The 18532-nt window shown below is 74.3% G+C and carries 20 protein-coding genes; 13 read left to right on the plus strand and 7 right to left on the minus strand.

What is annotated here, in order from left to right; genetic code table 11:
* The first annotated feature begins 407 nt into the window (after positions 1-407).
* From ACI6QG_RS10230 to ACI6QG_RS10240, 3 genes are all read left to right on the plus strand, one after another.
* A complete protein-coding gene (locus tag ACI6QG_RS10230) occupies positions 408-1742 on the plus strand; it encodes a tyrosine-type recombinase/integrase (RefSeq protein ID WP_407024450.1) in 1335 nt (444 codons plus the stop codon).
* Between the two features lie 288 nt (positions 1743-2030).
* Positions 2031-2351, plus strand: coding sequence for a helix-turn-helix domain-containing protein (locus tag ACI6QG_RS10235; RefSeq protein ID WP_407024451.1), 321 nt, complete (start codon positions 2031-2033; stop codon positions 2349-2351).
* 409 nt (positions 2352-2760) lie between these two features.
* Positions 2761-3216, plus strand: coding sequence for a hypothetical protein (locus ACI6QG_RS10240; protein WP_407024452.1), 456 nt, complete (start codon positions 2761-2763; stop codon positions 3214-3216).
* Between the two features lie 349 nt (positions 3217-3565).
* On the opposite strand, the gene ACI6QG_RS10245 is transcribed toward ACI6QG_RS10240, so the two are convergent.
* Positions 3566-4003: a MerR family transcriptional regulator gene (locus ACI6QG_RS10245; RefSeq protein ID WP_407024453.1), complete on the minus strand. Its 438-nt coding sequence runs from the start codon at positions 4001-4003 to the stop codon at positions 3566-3568.
* An 83-nt stretch (positions 4004-4086) separates the two neighbouring features.
* On the opposite strand from ACI6QG_RS10245, the gene zupT reads away from it, so the two are divergent.
* The 8 genes from zupT (at position 4087) to lspA (ending at position 10843) form a co-directional block, all read left to right on the plus strand.
* Entirely contained in the window at positions 4087-4893 is an 807-nt protein-coding gene (gene zupT, locus ACI6QG_RS10250) for a zinc transporter ZupT (protein ID WP_407024454.1), read from the plus strand.
* A 64-nt stretch (positions 4894-4957) separates the two neighbouring features.
* Positions 4958-7168 (plus strand): heavy metal translocating P-type ATPase, encoded by a 2211-nt coding sequence (locus ACI6QG_RS10255; protein ID WP_407024455.1) that lies wholly within the window; start codon positions 4958-4960, stop codon positions 7166-7168.
* Entirely contained in the window at positions 7165-8085 is a 921-nt protein-coding gene (locus tag ACI6QG_RS10260) for a cation diffusion facilitator family transporter (protein WP_407024456.1), read from the plus strand. Before ACI6QG_RS10255 ends, ACI6QG_RS10260 begins: the two co-directional genes overlap by 4 nt.
* 14 nt (positions 8086-8099) lie before the next feature.
* Complete coding sequence (locus tag ACI6QG_RS10265) at positions 8100-8399, plus strand: TFIIB-type zinc ribbon-containing protein (protein WP_407024457.1); 300 nt, start codon at positions 8100-8102, stop codon at positions 8397-8399.
* Positions 8399-9019 (plus strand): thioredoxin domain-containing protein, encoded by a 621-nt coding sequence (locus ACI6QG_RS10270; RefSeq protein WP_407024458.1) that lies wholly within the window; start codon positions 8399-8401, stop codon positions 9017-9019. The genes ACI6QG_RS10265 and ACI6QG_RS10270 overlap by 1 nt, the downstream gene beginning before the upstream one ends.
* Complete coding sequence (locus ACI6QG_RS10275; protein ID WP_407024459.1) at positions 9016-9645, plus strand: SCO family protein; 630 nt, start codon at positions 9016-9018, stop codon at positions 9643-9645. Before ACI6QG_RS10270 ends, ACI6QG_RS10275 begins: the two co-directional genes overlap by 4 nt.
* The gene (locus tag ACI6QG_RS10280) at positions 9642-10364 is read left to right on the plus strand and encodes a cytochrome c biogenesis CcdA family protein (protein ID WP_407024460.1); all 723 of its coding nucleotides are present in this window, start codon (positions 9642-9644) and stop codon (positions 10362-10364) included. Before ACI6QG_RS10275 ends, ACI6QG_RS10280 begins: the two co-directional genes overlap by 4 nt.
* The gene (gene lspA, locus ACI6QG_RS10285; RefSeq protein WP_407024461.1) at positions 10361-10843 is read left to right on the plus strand and encodes a signal peptidase II; all 483 of its coding nucleotides are present in this window, start codon (positions 10361-10363) and stop codon (positions 10841-10843) included. The genes ACI6QG_RS10280 and lspA overlap by 4 nt, the downstream gene beginning before the upstream one ends.
* Before the next feature lie 12 nt (positions 10844-10855).
* Here lspA and copM read toward each other — a convergent pair whose 3' ends face one another.
* Entirely contained in the window at positions 10856-11227 is a 372-nt protein-coding gene (copM, locus tag ACI6QG_RS10290) for a CopM family metallochaperone (protein WP_407024462.1), read from the minus strand.
* 189 nt (positions 11228-11416) lie between these two features.
* Between copM and ACI6QG_RS10295 the strand changes: the two genes are divergently transcribed.
* Together ACI6QG_RS10295 and ACI6QG_RS10300 are read left to right on the plus strand one after the other, a co-directional pair.
* Entirely contained in the window at positions 11417-11743 is a 327-nt protein-coding gene (locus tag ACI6QG_RS10295) for a hypothetical protein (RefSeq protein WP_407024463.1), read from the plus strand.
* Positions 11744-11832: 89 nt separating this feature from the next.
* Entirely contained in the window at positions 11833-12444 is a 612-nt protein-coding gene (locus tag ACI6QG_RS10300) for a hypothetical protein (RefSeq protein ID WP_407024464.1), read from the plus strand.
* 63 nt (positions 12445-12507) lie between these two features.
* Here the strand turns inward: ACI6QG_RS10300 and ACI6QG_RS10305 are convergent, their stop codons facing one another.
* From ACI6QG_RS10305 to ACI6QG_RS10325, 5 genes are all read right to left on the minus strand, one after another.
* Positions 12508-12840: a hypothetical protein gene (locus ACI6QG_RS10305; RefSeq protein ID WP_407024465.1), complete on the minus strand. Its 333-nt coding sequence runs from the start codon at positions 12838-12840 to the stop codon at positions 12508-12510.
* 96 nt (positions 12841-12936) lie between these two features.
* Positions 12937-14241, minus strand: coding sequence for an ATP-binding protein (locus ACI6QG_RS10310; protein WP_407024466.1), 1305 nt, complete (start codon positions 14239-14241; stop codon positions 12937-12939).
* Complete coding sequence (locus ACI6QG_RS10315; RefSeq protein ID WP_407024467.1) at positions 14238-14990, minus strand: response regulator; 753 nt, start codon at positions 14988-14990, stop codon at positions 14238-14240. Before ACI6QG_RS10315 ends, ACI6QG_RS10310 begins: the two co-directional genes overlap by 4 nt.
* On the minus strand, positions 14987-15367 hold the full coding sequence (locus ACI6QG_RS10320) for a hypothetical protein (protein WP_407024468.1): 381 nt from the start codon (positions 15365-15367) through the stop codon (positions 14987-14989). The genes ACI6QG_RS10315 and ACI6QG_RS10320 overlap by 4 nt, the downstream gene beginning before the upstream one ends.
* Before the next feature lie 15 nt (positions 15368-15382).
* Complete coding sequence (locus ACI6QG_RS10325; protein ID WP_407024469.1) at positions 15383-18532, minus strand: efflux RND transporter permease subunit; 3150 nt, start codon at positions 18530-18532, stop codon at positions 15383-15385.

Genomic DNA, 18532 nt, shown 5'->3' on the forward strand with positions numbered 1-18532 from the left:
CGACCGCGCTGAAACCGGCCTTTGACCTAGGTTTTTGAGTTCCGTACTAAATCGGCCAAGTCAGCAGGTCCGGAGAGAATGGGCCTCCGGAGAGCGATTTTCGGGCTTCTCCGCGCCCGGCCAGTCAACAGCTCTGCCCCGAAAACCCCAGGAAACCTGCCACTCAGCGCTGCGCTCGGTGAGGCGGAGAGCGCGGCTCGTATGGGAACTGGCGGACAGGGTGTCCGCCCGCATAGTCTCCGTCATGTTCGGCGGCTTCCGCAGATAACAAGCGTTATCAACGCTTTGCCCTAGCGGCCCCGGCACATCAACATTGTTGCGTGTGCCCATGTTCGCTCATAGCCTGGATATCGTAGGTGGAAAGGTAGGTGCGGCGGTCCCGCGCCGTTCCATCCCGCAGAGGCCCCATGCCGCGACGTTCCAAGCCCCTCACCGCCAAGCAGGTGGCCAATGCCAAGCCGGGCAAGCACACCGACGGCGGCGGGCTCATGCTCTACGTCCTGGGCGACGGCGGCTCCTCCTGGGTGCTGCGCTACACCCTGGACGGCCGGCGCCGGGAGATCGGCCTGGGCCCCGCCAAGGGCCATGCCGCCGTCGGCCTGGCCGATGCCCGCGCCGAGGCCGATCGCCTCCGCCTGCTCATCCGCGCCGGCCGCGACCCGGCCACCGAGCGCGCCCAGGCGCAGGAGGTCCGCCGCACCGCCGCCGAGCGCGCGCTGCGCCACGTCGCCCGCGCCTGCCTGGACGGTCGCAAGGACCAGTGGCGCAACGACAAGCACCGGGCGCAATGGTGGGCGTCGCTGGAGCGCCACGTGCTGCCCCGGCTGGGCGACACCCCGGTGGAGCGCATCACCACGGATCTCGTGGCCGACACCCTCCGCCCGCTCTGGACCGAGGCGCCCGAGACGGCACGCCGCGTGCGCCAGCGCCTGGAGGCGGTTCTGGCGCACGCGGCCGTGCAGGGCCTGCGCCCGCGCAACGAGGTCAACCCGGCGTCATGGGCCAACAACCTGCAGCACCTGCTGCCGCCCGCCGCCCGCATGAAGCAGCGCAAGCGCGAGCGGACCGGCCGGTCGCGCCACCACCCCGCCCTGCCGTACCCGGAGGTGCCCGCCTTCCTCGCGGCGCTGGGCAAGGTGCATGCCATCGGCGCCACGGCGCTGCGCTTCGCCGTGCTGACGGCGGCGCGCTCCGGCGAGGTCCGGGGCATGACCTGGGCTGAGGTGGATCTCGCCCGCAGGCGGTGGGTGATCCCCGCCGAGCGGATGAAGAGCGGCCTGCTGCACACGGTGCCGCTCTCGGCCGAGGCCATGGCCGTGCTGGAGGAGATGCGCCCGCTGGCCCTGGCGGCGGACGGCACGATGCTGCCGGGCGCGCGTGTCTTCCCCGGGCAGAAACCGGGCCGGCCGCTGTCGGACATGACCTTGTCCTTGCTGGTCCGGCGCTTGGCCACCAAAGGCGTGCCGGTGGGCGCCCCGCCGCGCTGGCGCGATACGGCGGGCAACGTGGCGGTCCCGCACGGATTCCGCTCCTCGTTCAAGGAGTGGTGCCGCAGCCGGGGCTACCCGGACGAGCTGTCCGAGCTGGCGCTGGCCCACGTGGACACCAGCGAGACGCGCGCCGCCTATGCCCGCGACGAGCTGGTCACGGAGCGGCGGCCGGTCATGGAAGCCTGGGCAGCGTGGTGCCGCGACGGCGGGGTGACGCAGGGCGAGGCGGAGGGCGTGGCCGTGGCCGCCTGAGGAGCGCGACGATGGCACCTGCAGAATCTTCGTCGCGGGTCGAAGACAACCATTGACGTCCTCCAGATCTCGCACGGATGATTGTAGGTGAGCACCGCATCCACCCGTCCCGACGCCGCTGCCGCCCTCCGGGCGAAGGCCGCGGGACCGTGCGACCGGCCACACACCCCCGCAACCTGCCCGGTCCCGCGCCATGACGCGCGGACGCGCGCACCCATGAGTGCCGTCATGCACATCCCCCAGACACGACCACCCACCGACCCCCGCCGACCGGCGGGGCGACCCCCCGTGCCGCCGCCGGAGCAGGACATCCTGCCCCCGGCCCCGCCCGCCGACCCGGCGCCGGGGCGGCTGCTGCTGAGCGTGGCCGAAGCCCGCGCGGCGCTGGGGGTCGGCCACACCACCCTCTACGGCCTGCTGGCCCGCGGCGAGCTCCAGGCCCGGCGCCTGGGCGGGCGCACCCTGGTCGAAGCGACCAGCCTGCGGGCCCTCGTCGCGGCCTTGCCGGTGGCGAGGTTCGCCACGCCGCCGGGGGCGGCGAACGACAGCTCTCCGCGTACCTCCAGGCGGGGCGGGAGGCGCGGCGCCATCCGCGGCACGCCGAGCTGACCGGCGCGCGCTGCGGCTGGGCGACATCCCCGTCGCCCGGCCCGGCACGCGGCGAAGGCCGCAGCCGGTCAGGCTGACCGCGCCACACCCCCAACCCATCACTGCCATCCCGTGGCCGGGCCACGCGGAGCGAACCCGCCCGCGGCCGTCGAGCCATGTCCAACAGGAGACACCATCCATGGGCCTCTGCGAACTTACGGAGCGACTGGGCGAGTTCACCGCGCCGCTCCCATTCGACTCACCGCACAGTCTCGTCCCGCACCGTGCCGTCCCTGGTACCGAGCCACTTCCGGACTGGCATCAGGTGACTGGCGACGTCGGCACATTCCAGCTCGAACCGGCCCGCACTGGCAGTCACTCCAAGCGGCGTCCTGGAAGCAGCGTCAACCCCGCGGATCAGCCATCCGCGGTGGAAGACGACCTGGAGCGCGCTGATGAACTCATGGGAAAAACTGGTCGTTCCAGCGACGGCGCGGCCGCTCGAGAGATACCATTGGAAACGAGCGATAAGCGTGCATGTGACATCCGGCTCGCCTGCCGGTGGAATTCCCGGCAACACCGATGCACCGGCCTCTCTCGTCGCACCCGTGCTCACTCAGCGCCGGATTGCGAGGGATCTGCCCCATCGAGCGTGGCCCGAAGGTTGATCCATGGAAGCAAGGGTTGGAAGGTGGCGTCTGATCACGGCGGCGCGACCACCGACATCTTCGGATCGAAGGATGCCCAGAATTCTCCTTTCCGATGTGACGCCGTGCATCCCCAGGACGCAACCCAATCGAGCGAGAACCGTCTTGACGTCGTAGAGGTGGAGCACGGCGAGAACATCATGCTGTTCAATCCCGTCGCGAAATCCGATCTCCGCTGACGCCGTCAAGGTGGGATTGTCGAACTTCGACAATCCCAAGGCGAGGTGCTCATTCAGCGCGAAGCCATCATCTCCATCGGGCGGAAGCGATCGGCGGCATCTCCAGGACGCCCCTGGGCGCAGGCTTGGAGAGGGCTTGCCGTGCTGCCGCCGGGATCTCTTGAACGCCGCGTTCACGCGCTGCTCCGGTGCCACGCGATGAGCGCCAATAGTCCTGGCGAATCTCCGGCAGACATCGGGAACAAGGAGAAGATGCTCCATCTCCGCCGCCGGAAACGCGAAGGCCGATTGGCGGACACCTCCTGCCGCCCCCGAAGCCGAGGGCATCCACGCCCACTTGGCGGCCGCTTCAGCCCTCCCCCCGCCCATGCAGCGGGTCGTCGCATCCGACATGCTCGTGATCGGCCAGCGCCTCGATGATCCGGCATTCCGCCACGCGCCCGCCGGCGCAGGCCGCCGCCAGCCGCGCCAGTTCCGCCCGCAGCGCGCCCAGGTGCCGCAGCTTGACATCGATCGCGGCGATCTGCGCCGTCGCGGCCGCATGGGCGGCGGTGCAATCGCCCTCGGGGCGGCCCGACAGGTCGAGGAGCTGACGGATCGCGGGCATGGGGAAGCCCAGTTCGCGCGCGTGCCGGATGAAGCCCAGCCGCCGCAGATGCGCCTCGCCATAGGCGCGGTGGCCGCCCTCGGTGCGGGCGGGCGGCGGCAGCAGCCCTTCGGCCTCGTACCAGCGGATGGTCGTGGGCTTCACGCCGGTGGCGCGGTGCAGGTCGCCGATCGAGAGCATCGCGGGGGAACTCCTTTGCCCGCCATGTGCGCCTGCCGGACGGGGGCACCAAGGGGCCTCGTCACGGATGCCGCCGGTGCGATATGCGTGAGGGGCATGACCCCCTCGCCACCGGCCATGTCGGCTTGGCCTTCGCCGTCACCGCCGCCGCTGGGCTGTGCACGCTGCTCGGCGCCCTGCTGGTCGCGCGCGCCGACCGGGGGGATCCGCGCCTGCTGCCGCTGGCCCTCGCCTTCTCCGGCGGGGCGATGGTCTACGTGTCGCTGGTGGAGATCCTGCCGAAGGGCGCCGCCGCGCTGGCGCAGGAGTGGGACGATCGCGGCGGCTACGCGCTGGCGACCGGCTTCTTTTTCCTCGGCGTCGGCCTGCTTGTGCTGCTGGACCGCCTGGTGCCGAACCCGCACGGCGACGCCCATGCCGGAGGCGCGGGCGACCACGCCCACGCCCGGCGGCTGGGCCTGCTGACGGCGGCGGCCATCACCGCCCACAACCTGCCCGAGGGGCTGGCCACCTTCTTCGCCACGCTGGACAACCCGACCCTCGGGGCGCCACTGGCCGTCGCCATCGCCCTGCACAACATCCCCGAGGGCGTCAGCATCGCCGTGCCGGTCTTCGTGGCCACCGGCAGCCGGGGCAAGGCGGCGCTGGCCGCCCTGGTGTCGGGCCTGGCCGAGCCGCTGGGCGCGTTGCTGGGTTGGCTCGTGCTGGGCCCGGTCCTCACGCCGGGCGTCATGGGCGCGGTCTTCGCGGTGATCGCCGGCGCCATGGTGTTCCTGGCCCTGGACGAACTGCTGCCCGCCGCGCAGCGCCACGCCCGCGGCCATGACGCCGCCTACGCCATGGTCGCGGGCATGGCGGTCCTCGCCACCAGCCTGGTGCTGTTCCGCTGACGGGGGCTTGAACCTCCAGCCGCTGGAGGTCCCATCTCCCCCGGGACTGAGTCGGAGCAGGGCGATGGCGGACATGGACGGGCGGCGGGAATGGCGCGTGGAGGGGATGGACTGCGCCTCCTGCGTGGCCAAGGTCACGGCGGCGGCGGAACGCATCCCCGGCATCTCCGCCATCGAGGTCAACCTGATGGCCGAGCGCCTGGGCGCGACGGTGGCGGACGACGCGGCCGCGGCGGCGCTGGAACGGCAGGTGGCGGCGCTGGGCTACGCCATGCGGCCCGCACAGGACCCCGCCGCCGGCGCCGAGGGCGGCCACGGCCATGACGGCGCGCAGGCCCCCGCGGACCATTCCCACGCCCATGGCGAGGAGGACCCGCGCGACGCGGAGAGGCCCTGGTGGCGCACCGGCAAGGCCCTGCTGGTCTGGACGCTCGGCGCGCTGGTCGGTGGCGCCTGGCTGCTCTCGCTCGCCTTGCCGGCGGAGCATGACTGGCTCTTCGTCGCCGCCACCCTGCTGGCGCTGGTGCCCTTCGGCCGCCGCGCCCTGGCGCTGGCCCGCGCCGGCAGCCCCTTCTCCATCGAGACGCTGATGTGCACCGCCGCCCTCGGCGCGCTGGTGATCGGCGCGGCGGAGGAGGCGGCGGTGGTGGTCCTGCTCTTCGCAGTGGGCGAGCTGCTGGAGAACGTGGCCGCCGGCCGGGCACGGGCCGGCATCCGGGCGCTGGCGGCGCTGATGCCGCGCACGGCGCGGCGCCTGCGCCCCGACGGCACGGCGGAGGAGGTGCCCGCCGCCGCCCTGCGCCTGGGCGACGAGGTGCTGGTCCGCCCCGGCGACCGCGTGCCCTGCGACGGCGCCATCCTCGAGGGCCGCTCCGCCCTGGACGAGAGCCCGGTGACGGGCGAGAGCGTGCCTGTCGCCCGCGGCCCGGGCGAGGCGGTGGTGGCGGGCTCGGTCAACGCCGACGGCGCGCTGCGCATCCGCGTCACCGCCGCGGCGTCCGACAACACCATCGCCCGCATCATCCGCCTGGTGGAGGAGGCCACGGCCTCCCGCGCGCCCACCCAGCGCTTCATCGAGGGGTTCTCGCGCTGGTGGACGCCCGCGGCCATGGCGGTGTCGCTCGCCGTCATCCTGCTCGGGCCGCTGCTGCTGGGCTGGGACTGGCAGACCGGCGTGTATCGCGGGCTGGCGGTGCTGCTGATCGCCTGCCCCTGCGCGCTGGTGATCTCCGTGCCGGCCGCCATGGCCTCCGGCCTCTCGGCGGGGGCGCGGCGCGGGCTGCTGGTGAAGGGCGGCGCGGCGCTGGAGGCGATCGGCCAGGCGCGCACCGTCGCCTTCGACAAGACCGGCACGCTGACCGCCGGGCGCCCGCGGGTGACGGCGGTGCTGCCCGCCCCCGGCCGCTCGGCCGACGAGGTGCTGGCGCTGGCCGCGGCGGTGGAGGGCGGCAGCGCCCACCCGCTGGCCCGCGCCATCCTGGCCGGCGCGGCGGAGCGCGGCCTCTCGCCCGGCCCGGCGCGCGACCAGTCGGCCCTGCCGGGGCGGGCGGTGCTGGCGACGGTGGCGGGCGGCATCCGCGTCGCCGTCGGCAGCCCGCGGCACGCGGCGGAGACCGGCGTGGCGCTGGGCGCGCTGGCGCCGGAGCTGGCGCGGCTGGAGGGCGAGGGCAACACGGTGGCCGTGGTGTCCCACATGCCGGAGGGCGCCGCGCCGGTGCTGCTCGGCCTCCTCGCCTTGCGCGACGAGCCGCGGGAGGACGCGGCGGCCGCCATCGCCGCGCTGCGCGCCCAGGGCGTGGCGGCGGTGATGCTGACCGGCGACAACGCCCGCACGGGCGCGGCCATCGCCGCCGGGCTGGGGCTGGAGGCGCGGGCCGAGCTGCTGCCCGCCGACAAGCTGCGCGAGATCGCGGCGCTGAAGGCGGCCGGGCCGGTGGCGATGGTGGGCGACGGCATCAACGACGCCCCGGCCCTGGCCGCCGCGACGGTGGGCATCGCCATGGGCGGGGGCACCGACGTGGCGCTGGAGGCCGCGGACGCCGCCGTGCTGCGCGACCGCGTGGCGGGCGTGCCGGAACTGGTGGGGCTGTCGCGCGCCACCATGGCGACTGTCCGACAGAACGTGGCGGTGGCCATCGGGCTGAAGCTGGTCTTCCTCGTCACCACGGTGCTCGGCGTCACCGGCCTGTGGCCCGCCATCCTGGCCGATACCGGCGCCACGGTGCTGGTAACGCTCAACGCCCTGCGCCTGCTGCGCTGGACGCCGGGGGCATGAGCGCGCACGCCCATGCCCCCGGCGAGGCGCCGCACGACCACGGCGCCCCGGCGGTGACGGCGCAGAGCGAGCGCCGCATCCGCCTGGTGTTCCTGATGACGGCGGGATACGCCGCTGTGCAGGCCGCGGGCGGCTGGGTTTCCGGCTCGCTCGCCCTCATCGCCGATGCCGGGCACATGGTGTCCGACGCCGCCGCCCTGCTGCTGGCGCTGATCGCCTACCGCGTCGCGGCGCGGGCGGCGGACGCCGCGCGCTCCTACGGCTGGCACCGCGTGCGGGTGCTGGCGGCGCTGGCGAACGGCGCCTCCCTGCTGCTCCTCGTCGCCTGGATCGCCTGGGAGGCGTTGGCGCGCCTCCGCGCGCCGGTCGAGGTGCTCGCCGGGCCGATGCTGACCGTGGCGGCGGTCGGGCTGGCGGTGAACGTGGCGGGCGTGCTGATCCTGCGCGCCGGCGACCAGGGCGACGGCAACCTCCGCGGCGCGCTGCTGCATGTGGTGGGGGACCTGCTGGGGTCGGTCGGCGCCATCGGGGCCGCGATCGGCATCATGCTGACCGGATGGACCGTGCTCGATCCGCTCCTGTCCGTGCTCGTGGCCGGGCTGGTCGTCCGCTCGGCCTGGGGGCTGGTTGCCGATTCCATCCGGGTGCTCCTGCAGGCTGCCCCGCGCGGCCTCGACCCCGCGGCGGTCGCCGCCACCGTGGCCGCGGTGCCTGGCGTGGCGGAGGTCGGCCACCTGCACGTCTGGACGCTGACTGACGACACGCTGGTGGCGACGCTGCATGTCGCGCCCGCTCCCGGCGCGGACCCGGCCGCGCTGCCGACGCTCGTGGCCGCCGCGCTGGAACGGGCGCACGGCATCGGCCACGCCACGGTGCAGGTGGACAGGCCCGGCAGCATCGCCATCTCGGCCCATTGAGGAGAGAGACTCCCATGACCGTACCCTTCGACTGCCCCCGCTGCGCCGTGCCGCTGGCGATGAGCGAGCGCCAGGGCATCGAGATTGACTATTGCCCGCGATGCCGCGGCGTCTGGCTGGACCGCGGCGAGCTGGACAAGATCATCGAGCGCGTCGGCCAGCCGCCGGCGCCGCTGCCGCAGTCGCCGCCGCCGCAGCCCTCGGCCTGGATGGCGCCGGCGCCGCAGCACCGCCCGCCGCCGCAGGGCTGGGCGCATGGCAAGGGCGGGCACCACGGCCGCCGCAAGTCCTGGCTGAAGGAGATCTTCGATTGATGCACGACGCGATGGCTTGGCGCCGGCGCCCCCTGCTGCCTGCCCTGCTGCTCTCCGGCCTGGCGCTCCGCGCACAGGCGCAGGCGCCCCTGCCCGGCGAGCGCGCCATCGGCCGCGCGGACGCCCCGGTGACGGTGGTGGAGTTCCACTCGCTGACCTGCGGCAACTGCGCGCGCTTCCACAACGACGTCTTCCCGCGCATCCGCGCGGCTTTCATCGAGCCGGGGCTGGTGCGTTTCGTGCTGCGCGACTTCCCGCTGGACCGTGCGGCGCTGGACGCCGCCGCCATGGTCCATTGCGCGGGGCCGGAGCGCTTCGAACCCCTCGTCTCTCTGGTCTATGCCCAAAAGGAGAACTGGGCGCATTCCGCAGACCCGCGCGCGGCGCTGCGCCGCTACGCCGCGCTCGCCGGGCTGCCGGGCGAGCGGCTGGAGCAATGCTGGGCGGACACCGCCTTCCTCGGTGCCATCATGCGCATGCGGCTGGATGCCGAGCGCGAGCACGGCGTGAACGCCACGCCCTCCTTCCTGATCGGCGGCCGGGTGCACCGCGGCGTGCTGGAGTTCGACCGCTTCGCCGCGCTGGTGCGGCCCCTCCTGCCGCCGGCGGCGCGCCCGTGACGGCGCTGCGCCGCCTGCGACGCGTCCTCTGGGGCGCCGTCGCCTTCCTTTCCCTGGCGCTGGCCTTGGGCTGGGCTCTGCGGGATGGCCCGCTGGCCCCGCCGCGCCCGCCCGTCGCCACCGGCCCGGCCTCGCTGCCGATCGGCGGGCCGTTCAGCCTGGTGGACCACCGCGGCCGCGCGGTGACGGAGCGCGACTTCCTCGGCAAGCCGGTGGCGGCGTTCTTCGGCTTCACCCATTGCCCGGATGTCTGCCCCACCACGCTGGGCGACTTCGCCGCCTACATGGAGGCGCTGGGCCCCGCCGCCGACCGTATGCACTGGCTGCTGGTCACGGTGGACCCCGAGCGCGACACGGTCGAGCAGCTGGCGCGCTACATGGAGCTGTTCGACCCGCGCATCCGCGCCCTGACCGGCAGCGGCGCGCAGGTCGAGGCGGCGATGCGCGCCTTCCGCGTGATGGCGCGCCGCATCCCGCTGGAAGGCGGCGGCTACAGCATGGACCACACGGCCAGCACCTTCCTGCTGGACGCGCGCGGCCGCTTCGCCGGGACGCTGGACTACAAGGAACCCGACGAGGTGGCCGTGCAGAAGCTGCGCCTGCTGCTGGGCCTGCCCACGGGATGACGCTCGACCTCTCGGCCTTCGGCCTGCTGCTGGCCTTCGCCGGCGGCATGGTGTCCTTCCTGTCGCCCTGCGTGCTGCCGCTGGTGCCGGGCTACGTCGCCTGGGTGGCGGGCACCGACCTCGCTACGGCGCGCGCCGAGCGGTGGCGCGCCCTGCGGCTCTCGGCCTTCTTCGTGCTCGGCTTCACCGCGGTCTTCGTGGCGCTGGGCCTGGGCGCCACCGCGCTGGGCGGGCTGCTGCGCCGCTGGTCGGGCGAGCTGACGGTGGCCGCGGGGCTGCTGGTCGCCGCCATGGGGCTGGTGCAGATGGGTGTGCTGCGCCTTTCGCCCCTGATGCGCGACCTGCGCCTGCGCGCCAGGGCGGAGGGCGGCGGCCCGGCCTCCGCCACCGTCATCGGCGTGGCCTTCGGCTTCGGCTGGACGCCGTGCATCGGCCCCGTGCTGGCGGCGGTGCTGACCGCCGCGGCGCTGACGCCCGGCGCGGGCGCCGGGCTGCTGGCCGCCTATTCGCTCGGCCTGGGCGTGCCGTTCCTGCTGGCGGCCTTCTACCTGCCGGCCGCCATGGCGCGGCTGCGCCGGCTCGGCCGGGCCGGGCGGGTGCTGCAGCTCGCCTCCGGCGCCCTCATGCTGGCCTTCGGCCTCGCCATGGCGACGGGCGAACTCGGCCGCCTCGCCACGTGGTTCCTCGAAGCATTCCCCTTCCTCGCGAGGCTCGGATGACCCATCGCACCCTCGGCCTGCTCGCCGCCGCCGCGGCCTTCCTGGTGGACCAGGCCACCAAGCTCTGGGCGCTGGCGGCGCTGTGGCCGCCCCACCAGGTGGTGATGGAGGTGCTGCCCGTGTGGAACCTGCGCCTGGGCTTCAACACCGGCGTCACCTTCGGGATGTTCCGCGACGGCTTGGCGGACAACGTGTGGATCCTGGTGGCGATCAAGCTGGCCGTGGTGGCGATGCTCCTCGCTTGGCTGTGGCGCAGCGCGCTGCGGGCCGAGGCGGTGGGGCTGGGCCTGGTGATCGGCGGCGCCGCCGGGAACATCCTGGACCGGGTGCGGATCGGCGCCGTGGTGGATTTCCTGGATTGGCACTACGGCGGCTGGCACTGGCCGACCTTCAACATGGCGGACGTCGCCATCGTCTGCGGGGTGGCGCTGCTGGCCTGGACGTCGCTGCGGCCGGGAGCGCCGCGCGCCGCCGCCTGACGCAGCCTGCGTTCAGCCGCCGGGCAGGCGGCGCAGGATGGCGCGCAGCTGTGCGATCTCGCGCTCCTGGTCGCGGATGATGGACTCGGCCAACGCCCGCACCTCGGGGTCGCGGCCGTGCTGGAGCAGGATGCGGGCCATGGCCACAGCCCCTTCATGGTGCGGGATCATGCCCGCGGCGAAGTCCCGGTCGGCATTGCCGCTGTAGGCGATCGCCATGTCGCGGTGCATGCGGTCATTCGCCTCCATGAAGGCGCGGGTGGAGGGCGCCGCGGCGCCCGCAGGCGCAGGTTGAGCGCCATGGTGCCCCTGATGGGGCTGGGCGAATGCGGTTCCCGCGCCGAAGCCGGCAAGGAGGGGCAGGACAAGGATGATGCGGCGCATCTGAGGACCTCCGGGTTGGAGCCGGCATGGTCGGCCGGCGCGTGTGACGGCGGCTTGCGGCCTCGTGACAAACCGTGTCTGCGCGGCAAGGCCGGATCAATCTTTTGTCATCTTCCCGTCACTCAGTGACGGCACCGGCGGGGCATCTCCCTGGCACGGCGATCGCGCCGCAAGCCACAGGAGACCACGATGTTCCGCCCGCTCATCCTCGCCGCCACCCTGGCCGCCGGCACCGCCGCCGCCGCGCCCGCCTTCGACCCGCGCGTCGTTCCCGGCGGCTTCGGCGGCGCCCAGGCCACGCACCTGCACGGCAATGACGGCGAGGGCGGCCCGGTGATCCACCGCCCCGATCCGGCGGCCGGCTCGGGCGTCAGCGCCGGCATGGCGCGGATCCAGGGCGGCGGCGACGAGGCCGCCATCAGCCGCAGCGGCCCGGCCCGCGGCTCGCTCGGCGCCGCGCGGGCGCCGCGCATCGTCGGCAACGACGGCGGCGGGCCGGTCCTGTCCGGCCACTGATTCCCACCGGGGGCGGCGGCGCCGGGACGCCGCCCCCGCCTGCCCACCGGGCAGGCACACCCCGGACCACACAGAAGGGAGACTTCCACATGCGCAGCATCCTCGCCGCCGGGGCGGCCACGGCCGTGCTCAGCCTCGCCACGCCGGGCACCGCCACCGCCCAGGCGGCCGACACCTGGCAGTTCCGCTGCCCCGCCGCCGGCACCACGGTGGACCAGTCCAGCGGCACCTCCATCCGCTTCCGCGCCGAGGCGCCGAACAACCCGGGCAGCTGCATCGTGGCCGGCGGCCAGCGCCGCCTGCTGGGCTACTGGTCGGTGGGCGAGGCCTTCTACCGCGCCGGCGGCCAGCGCATCGCCAACGCGGTGGCGAGCGGGCTGGACCTGCGGGGCGTCCAGCCGGTGACCTTCGACTACTTCGGCACCAACCGCACCGGCGAGAGCATCCACATCCAGGAGACCTGGGGCGGCGCGGCGGGCGGGTCCATGACCACCCCGGCCGGCACCTTCGACACCGTGCGGGTGGACCGCGAGTTCCAGGTGATCGGCTCGGCCTTCCGCTACACGCAGTCGGTCTGGTTCGACCGCGCGACCAACGTGCCGGTGGCGGCGCGGATCGAGCACCGCAACCCGATCCAGGCGCCGTCGCTGGTCAATTGGGTGGCGACGGAGATCACGCGCCCGGCGATGGCGGCACGCTGACGCCCTCCCTCCTCCGGGATGCCGGGGCCGTACGGTTCGCCGTGCGGCCCTTTCGGCGTCGGCTCAGTTCGGGCCGCGGCCCGGGCGCACCGCCGCCGGCCCGTCGCCGGGCTGGTTGACGGCGCGTGGCATGCCCGCGCCGCCGGCGGGGCTCGGCCCGGCATCCGGCCGGTGGGTGTCCCCGGCCTCGTTGTGCAGGTGAGCGGGGGCGCCGCCGCCATCGGCGCGGTTCTGCCCGGTGGCTGGGACATGCGGCGCCGGCCCGTCGGTGTTGCTGTCCATGTGCGGTCCCGGCGGGTGGGCGCCGGGCGCCGTGGTCATCGGCGCCTGGGCCAGCGCGGCGCCCGCGGCGAGGGTGACGGCGAGCAGCGCGGCGGGAAGGAGGCGGAGGGTCATGGGGCGTGTTCCCTTGATGTGTTGCGACCCTCCCCAGGTAGCGCTCCGTCCCGCACCTCGGGTGTCGGGCGCGCGACAAAGTGTTGCCGCCCGCGCTCAGCCGCCCGGCAGGGCGAGGCGCACCAGCAGCCCGCCCTCCGGCGCCGCGCCCAGCGCCAGCTCGCCGCCCTCGGCCCGCGCGAAGCTGGCCGCCGTCGGCAGGCCCAGGCCGACGCCGCTGCCACCCCGTGCCGGGTCCAGCCGGGTAAAGGGCTGCAACGCCCGCTCCCGCTGATCCGGCGGGATGCCGGCGCCGGAATCCCGCACCTCCACCACCACCGCGGCACCCTCGCGGCGCAGCGCCAACACCACGGGGGCGGCGCCGTGGTGCAGCGCATTGCCGAGCAGGTTGGCGACGGCGCGCTTGGCCGCCACCCGGCGCAGCGGCAGCACCAGGTGCCCCGGCCCCTCGTAGCGGACATCCTGCCCGGCATCGGCGGCGTCGTCCGCCAGGGTCTGCATGATGGCGGCGAGGTCCGTCGCCACGGCGGGCTCGGCGTCGCGCCCCTCGCGGAAATAGTCCAGCACGCCGGAGACCATCGCCTCCATCTCCGCCACCTCGGCCTCGATGCGCGCGCGCTCCTCGCCCTCGGGCAGGAAGCCCGCGCGCAGGCGCAGCCGGGCCAGGGGGGTGCGCAGGTCGTGGCTCAGCGCGGCCAGCGCCTCGGTGCGGTCCTCGATCAGCCGGGCGATGCGCGCCTGCATGCTGTTGAAGGCCAGCGCCGCGTGGCGCACCTCTCGCGGGCCCGTCGTGGAGAGGCGGATGGCGCCGGGCTCGCGCCCCACGCGGTCGGCGGCGGCGGCCAGGCGGCGCAGCGGCCCGGTCATCCAGGCGACGATGGGGATGGCGGCGGCCAGGATGCCGATCGCCATGGCCGCCACCGACAGCCAGTCGCCCCAGGAGATCGGCAGGCCGTGGCTCGGCAGGTCGTGCACCTCGAACACCACCCAGCCGCCGCCGGGCGCGGGCCAGGCGCCGCGCATGTGGTGGTCCGAATGGCCGCCGTTGACGGACAGCGCCACCGCGGCGTCGGCCAGGCGGCGGCGCAGCTCGGCGAAGGCGCCGTCGGGCAGGGTGCCGCCGGGGGGCGCCTCCTCGCTCCAGCGCAGGGCGAGGCCGGGCAGCGACAGGGCGCGCAGGGCGGCGTCCTTCTCGCCGGGCGCGCGGGCGGCGGCGACGGCGCTGGCGGCCAGGATGCGGTCGGCCGCCCGCGCCTCGAAGGCCGTCAGCTCCGCGCCGTGCAGCGCGCGCTCGTGCACGGCCATGGAGCCCAGGTGCAGCAGCCCCAGCCCGCCCACCAGCAGCCAGACGGTGCGCCCGGCCAGGCTGTCCGCGCCCAGCAGCCGCAGCCAGCGTGTCACTCGCGCGAGACCGCGGGCACGAAGACGTAGCCGGAGCCGCGGACGGTCTTGATGATCGGCGGGCTCTCGTCGTCCGGCTCGATCTTGCGGCGCAGGCGGCTCACCTGCACGTCCACCGCTCGGTCTGAGGCCTCGACGCTCATTCGCCGCTTGGCGACCTCCATCAGCTGCTCGCGCGTCAGCACGCGCTGCGGGTGCTCCAGGAAGGCCAGCAGCAGGTCGTACTCGGCCCCCGAGAGGTCCACGACGGCGCCGGCGGGCGAGAGCAGCTCGCGCGCCTTCACGTCCAGCGTCCAGCCGGCGAAGCGCAGCCGGCGGGCCGCGGCCTCCCGGCCAAGGTCGGCGCGCGCGCGGCGCAGCACGGCGCGCACGCGCGCCACGAACTCGCGCGGCGCGAAGGGCTTGGCCACGTAGTCGTCGGCGCCCATCTCCAGGCCCACCACGCGGTCCGTCTCGTCGCCGCGGGCGGTGAGCATGATGACCGGCACCGCGCTCTGCGCCCGCAGGCGCCGGCACAGGTCCAGCCCCGAGGCGCCGGGGAGCATGATGTCCAGCACCACGAGGTCCACCGGCGCGGCGGCGTTGGCCAGCACCTCGAACATCTCCCGGCCGTCTCGCGCGCCGGAGACGCGGAACCCCGCCTCGCGCAGCAGGCGGGAGACGAGCAGGCGCATCTCGCCGTCATCCTCGACGATCAGCAGGTGCGCCTCGGGGTCGAGCAGGCGCTGGTCGCGCTCGCCCTCCGTCACGGGATGGCGGCGAACCGGACGGAGCGCTGCGGCTGCCCGGGCAGGGTGAGGGTGGCGACCACGCGGGCGCCGCGCGCCGCGAACTCGCCCCGGCCCACCAGGTAGGCGTCGTCCGGGCCCATCTCCAGCCGGATGGCGTGGTTGCGCCCGCCGGACTGCACGACGGCGCTGCCGGAGGCGCCGCGCGCGGTGGCCGGGCGGTCCTGCGCGTCCAGCACGTGGATGCGGATCTCGCCGTCGCGCGCCACCAGCTCGACATGGGTGCTGCCGGCCTCGCCGATCGGCCCACCATGCGGGCCGGTGGTGTTGCCGTGGGCGCGCGCGCGGGCGGGCAGGGCCAGCAGCGAGGCGGCGAGGAGGAGGCGTCGGTGCATCATGGCGTTCTCCGTGGTTCAGAAGGTTTCGGCAACGGCCCCGGCCGGGGCGGCCTCGCGCCGGGCCTGCTCCTCGGCGCGGATGCGCTCCAGCGCCGGGCGGCCGTAGCGGTGGAACAGGATGGGCGTCACGAAGGTGTCCAGCAGCGTGGCGCTCACCAGCCCGCCCAGGATCGTGACGGCCACCGGGTGCAGGATCTCCTTGCCCGGCGCGTCGGCGCCGATGGTGAGCGGGATGAGCGCCAGCCCGGCGGAGAGCGCGGTCATCAGGACCGGCGTCAGGCGCTCGGCGCTGCCGCGCAGGATCAGCGCCAGCCCCCAGCGCTCGCCCTCGTGCAGGGCGAGGTTGAGGTAGTGGCTGATCTTGAGGATGCCGTTGCGCGCGGCGATGCCCGTCAGCGTCACGAAGCCGACGAGGGTGGCCACGGAGAGCGGCTGCTCCGCGATCCAGATCGCCGCCACCGCGCCGATCAGCGCCAGCGGCACGTTGCCCATGATGATGAGCGCGAGCGTGGCCGAACGGTAGCGCGAGTAGAGGACGGTGAAGATCATCGCCAGCGACAGCGCGGCGAGCACGGCGATGGTGCGCATCGCCTCCTCCTGCGCCTGGAAGGTGCCCTCCAGGCTGGTGGAGGTGCCGGGGGGCAGCTCCATGCGCGCCAGCTCCGCGCGGATGCCGGCCACCACCTGGGCCATGTCGGTGCGGCCATCCGTGTTGGCCTGCACGACGATGCGCCGCCGCGCGCCCTCGCGCAGCACCTGGTTCGGCCCGTCCGCGTCTTCCACCCGCGCCAGCAGGCGCAGCGGCACGCGCCCGCCCGGCGTCTCCACCAGCGCGTCGGCCAGGGCGGCGGTGGTGCGCTCGGCGTCGGCAAGTCGCATGACGAGGTCGTAGCGCCGCGCGCCGTCCATGATCTGCGAGACGACGACGCCGCCGGTCAGCGCCTGCATCTTCTCCAGCAGGGCGGCGGTGGAGACGCCGTAGAGCGAGGCGCGCTCGTGGTCGATGGCGATGCGCAGCTGCGGCACCCGCACCTGGCGCTCGAGCTGGAGGTCCACCAGGCCGGGCACGTTGGCGGCGAGGCGCGCGCGGATGGTCTCGGCCAGGGTGCGCAGCGTGTCCAGGTCGTCGCCGAACACCTTGAGCGCGATCTGCGCCTGCACGCCGGACAGCATGTGCTCCAGCCGGTGGGAGATCGGCTGGCCGATGCTGACCGCACCGGGCAGCACGGACAGGCGGCCGCGCAGGTCGGCCAGCACCTCGGCACGCGAGCGGCGGCTGGGCGCGAGGTCCACGTCCAGCTCGGAGCGGTGCACGCCCTCGGCGTGCTCGTCCAGCTCGGCGCGGCCGGTGCGGCGGCCGACGCCGCGCACCTCGGGCACGCCGCGCACCAGCACCTCCGCCACGCGGCCCAGCTCGCTCGACTGGTTGAGCGAGATGCCGGGCTGGAAGGTGAGGTTGACCAGGACCGTGCCCTCGTTGAAGGCGGGCAGGAAGGCGCGCGGCAGGAAGGGCACGGAGGCGCCGGCCAGCAGCACCGCGCCGCCGGCGGCCGCCAGAACCGCGCCGCGCCGCGCGAAGGCCCAGCGCAGCAGCCGGTCGTTCAGCGCCTTGAGCCTGCGGACCAGCCAGCCCTCGTGTTCGCCGAGGTTCCTCATGCGCGGCAGCAGGAAGTAGCACAGCACCGGCGTGACGGTGATGCTGACCACCAGCGAGGCGAGGATGGCGGTGATGTAGGCCACGCCCAGCGGCGCGAAGAGCCGCCCCTCGATGCCGGTGAGCGCGAAGAGCGGCAGGAAGACCAGGATGATGATCATCGTCGCGTAGACGATGCCCGAGCGCACCTCCATGCTGGCGGCCGCGATCACCTGCAGCACGGGTGCCGGCTCCGGCAGGTGGCGGTTCTCGCCAAGGCGTCGGAACACGTTCTCCACGTCCACCACCGCGTCGTCCACCAGCTCCCCCACCGCGATGGCGATGCCGCCCAGCGTCATGGTGTTGATGGACAGGCCGAGCGCCGAGAAGACGATCACCGTCAGCAAGATGGAGAGCGGGATGGCGGTGAGCGAGATGAAGGTGGTGCGCGCGTTCAGCAGGAAGGCGAACAGCACGATGGTCACCACCACCGCCGCCTCCAGCAGCACCTTCTGCAGGTTGGCGATGGATGTCTGGATGAAGTTGGCCTGGCGGAACTTCACCCGGTCCGCGCGCACGCCGCGCGGCATGGCGGCCTGCAGCTCGCCCAGCGCCCGCTCCACCGCCTCGGTCAGCCGGATGGTGTCGGCGCCGGGCTGCTTTTGTACGCCCAGGATCACGGCCGGGCCGCCATCCACGCCCGCGTCGCCGCGGCGGAAGCGGGCGCCGAAATCCACCTCCGCCACCTGGCGCAGCAGGATCGGCTGGCCCTCGCGGAAGGCGACCGGGGCGTTGCGGAGATCCTCCAGCGCCACGGTCCGGCCCAGGTTGCGGATGAGGAACTCCCGCCCTGCCTGGTCCACGTAGCCGCCGCCGGCATTGGTGCCGAACTGGCGCAGCGCCGCCTGGAGCTGCTCGAAGGTGACGTCCAGCGCCTGGAGCCGCCGCAGGTCGGGCATGACGCGGAACTGCCGCACCTCGCCGCCGATGGGGATGACCTGGGAGACGCCGGGGATGGTGAGCAGGCGCGGGCGCATCACCCAGTCGGCCAGGGTGCGCAGCTCCATCGGCGAGACGGAGCCGTCGGCCGGCGCCGTCATCGCCACCAGCATGATCTCGCCCATGATGGAGGAGACGGGCGCCATCACCGGCTGCACGCGCGGCGGCATCTGGGCCTGGACCTGCCCCAGCCGCTCGCCCACCTGCTGGCGGGCGCGCCAGATGTCGGCGCCCCAGTCGAACTCCACGAAGACGATGGACAGGCCGACGGAGGAGACGGAGCGCACGCGGGTGACGCCGGGCAGGCCGTTCATCGCCGTCTCGATGGGGAAAGAGACGAGCTGCTCGGCCTCCTCCGGCGCCATGCCCTCGGCCTCCGTCATCAGCACGACGGTGGGCTTGTTGAGGTCGGGGAAGACGTCCACCGGCATGCGGGTGAGCGTCCAGGCGCCATAGGCGGTGACGATCGCCGCCGCCACCAGCACGAAGAGCCGGTTGCGGAGCGAGAAGGAGACGAGGGTGTTGAACAGCAT

It is taken from the genome of Sabulicella flocculans (assembly GCF_045449635.1).
Taxonomy (GTDB): Bacteria; Pseudomonadota; Alphaproteobacteria; order Acetobacterales; family Acetobacteraceae; genus Roseococcus.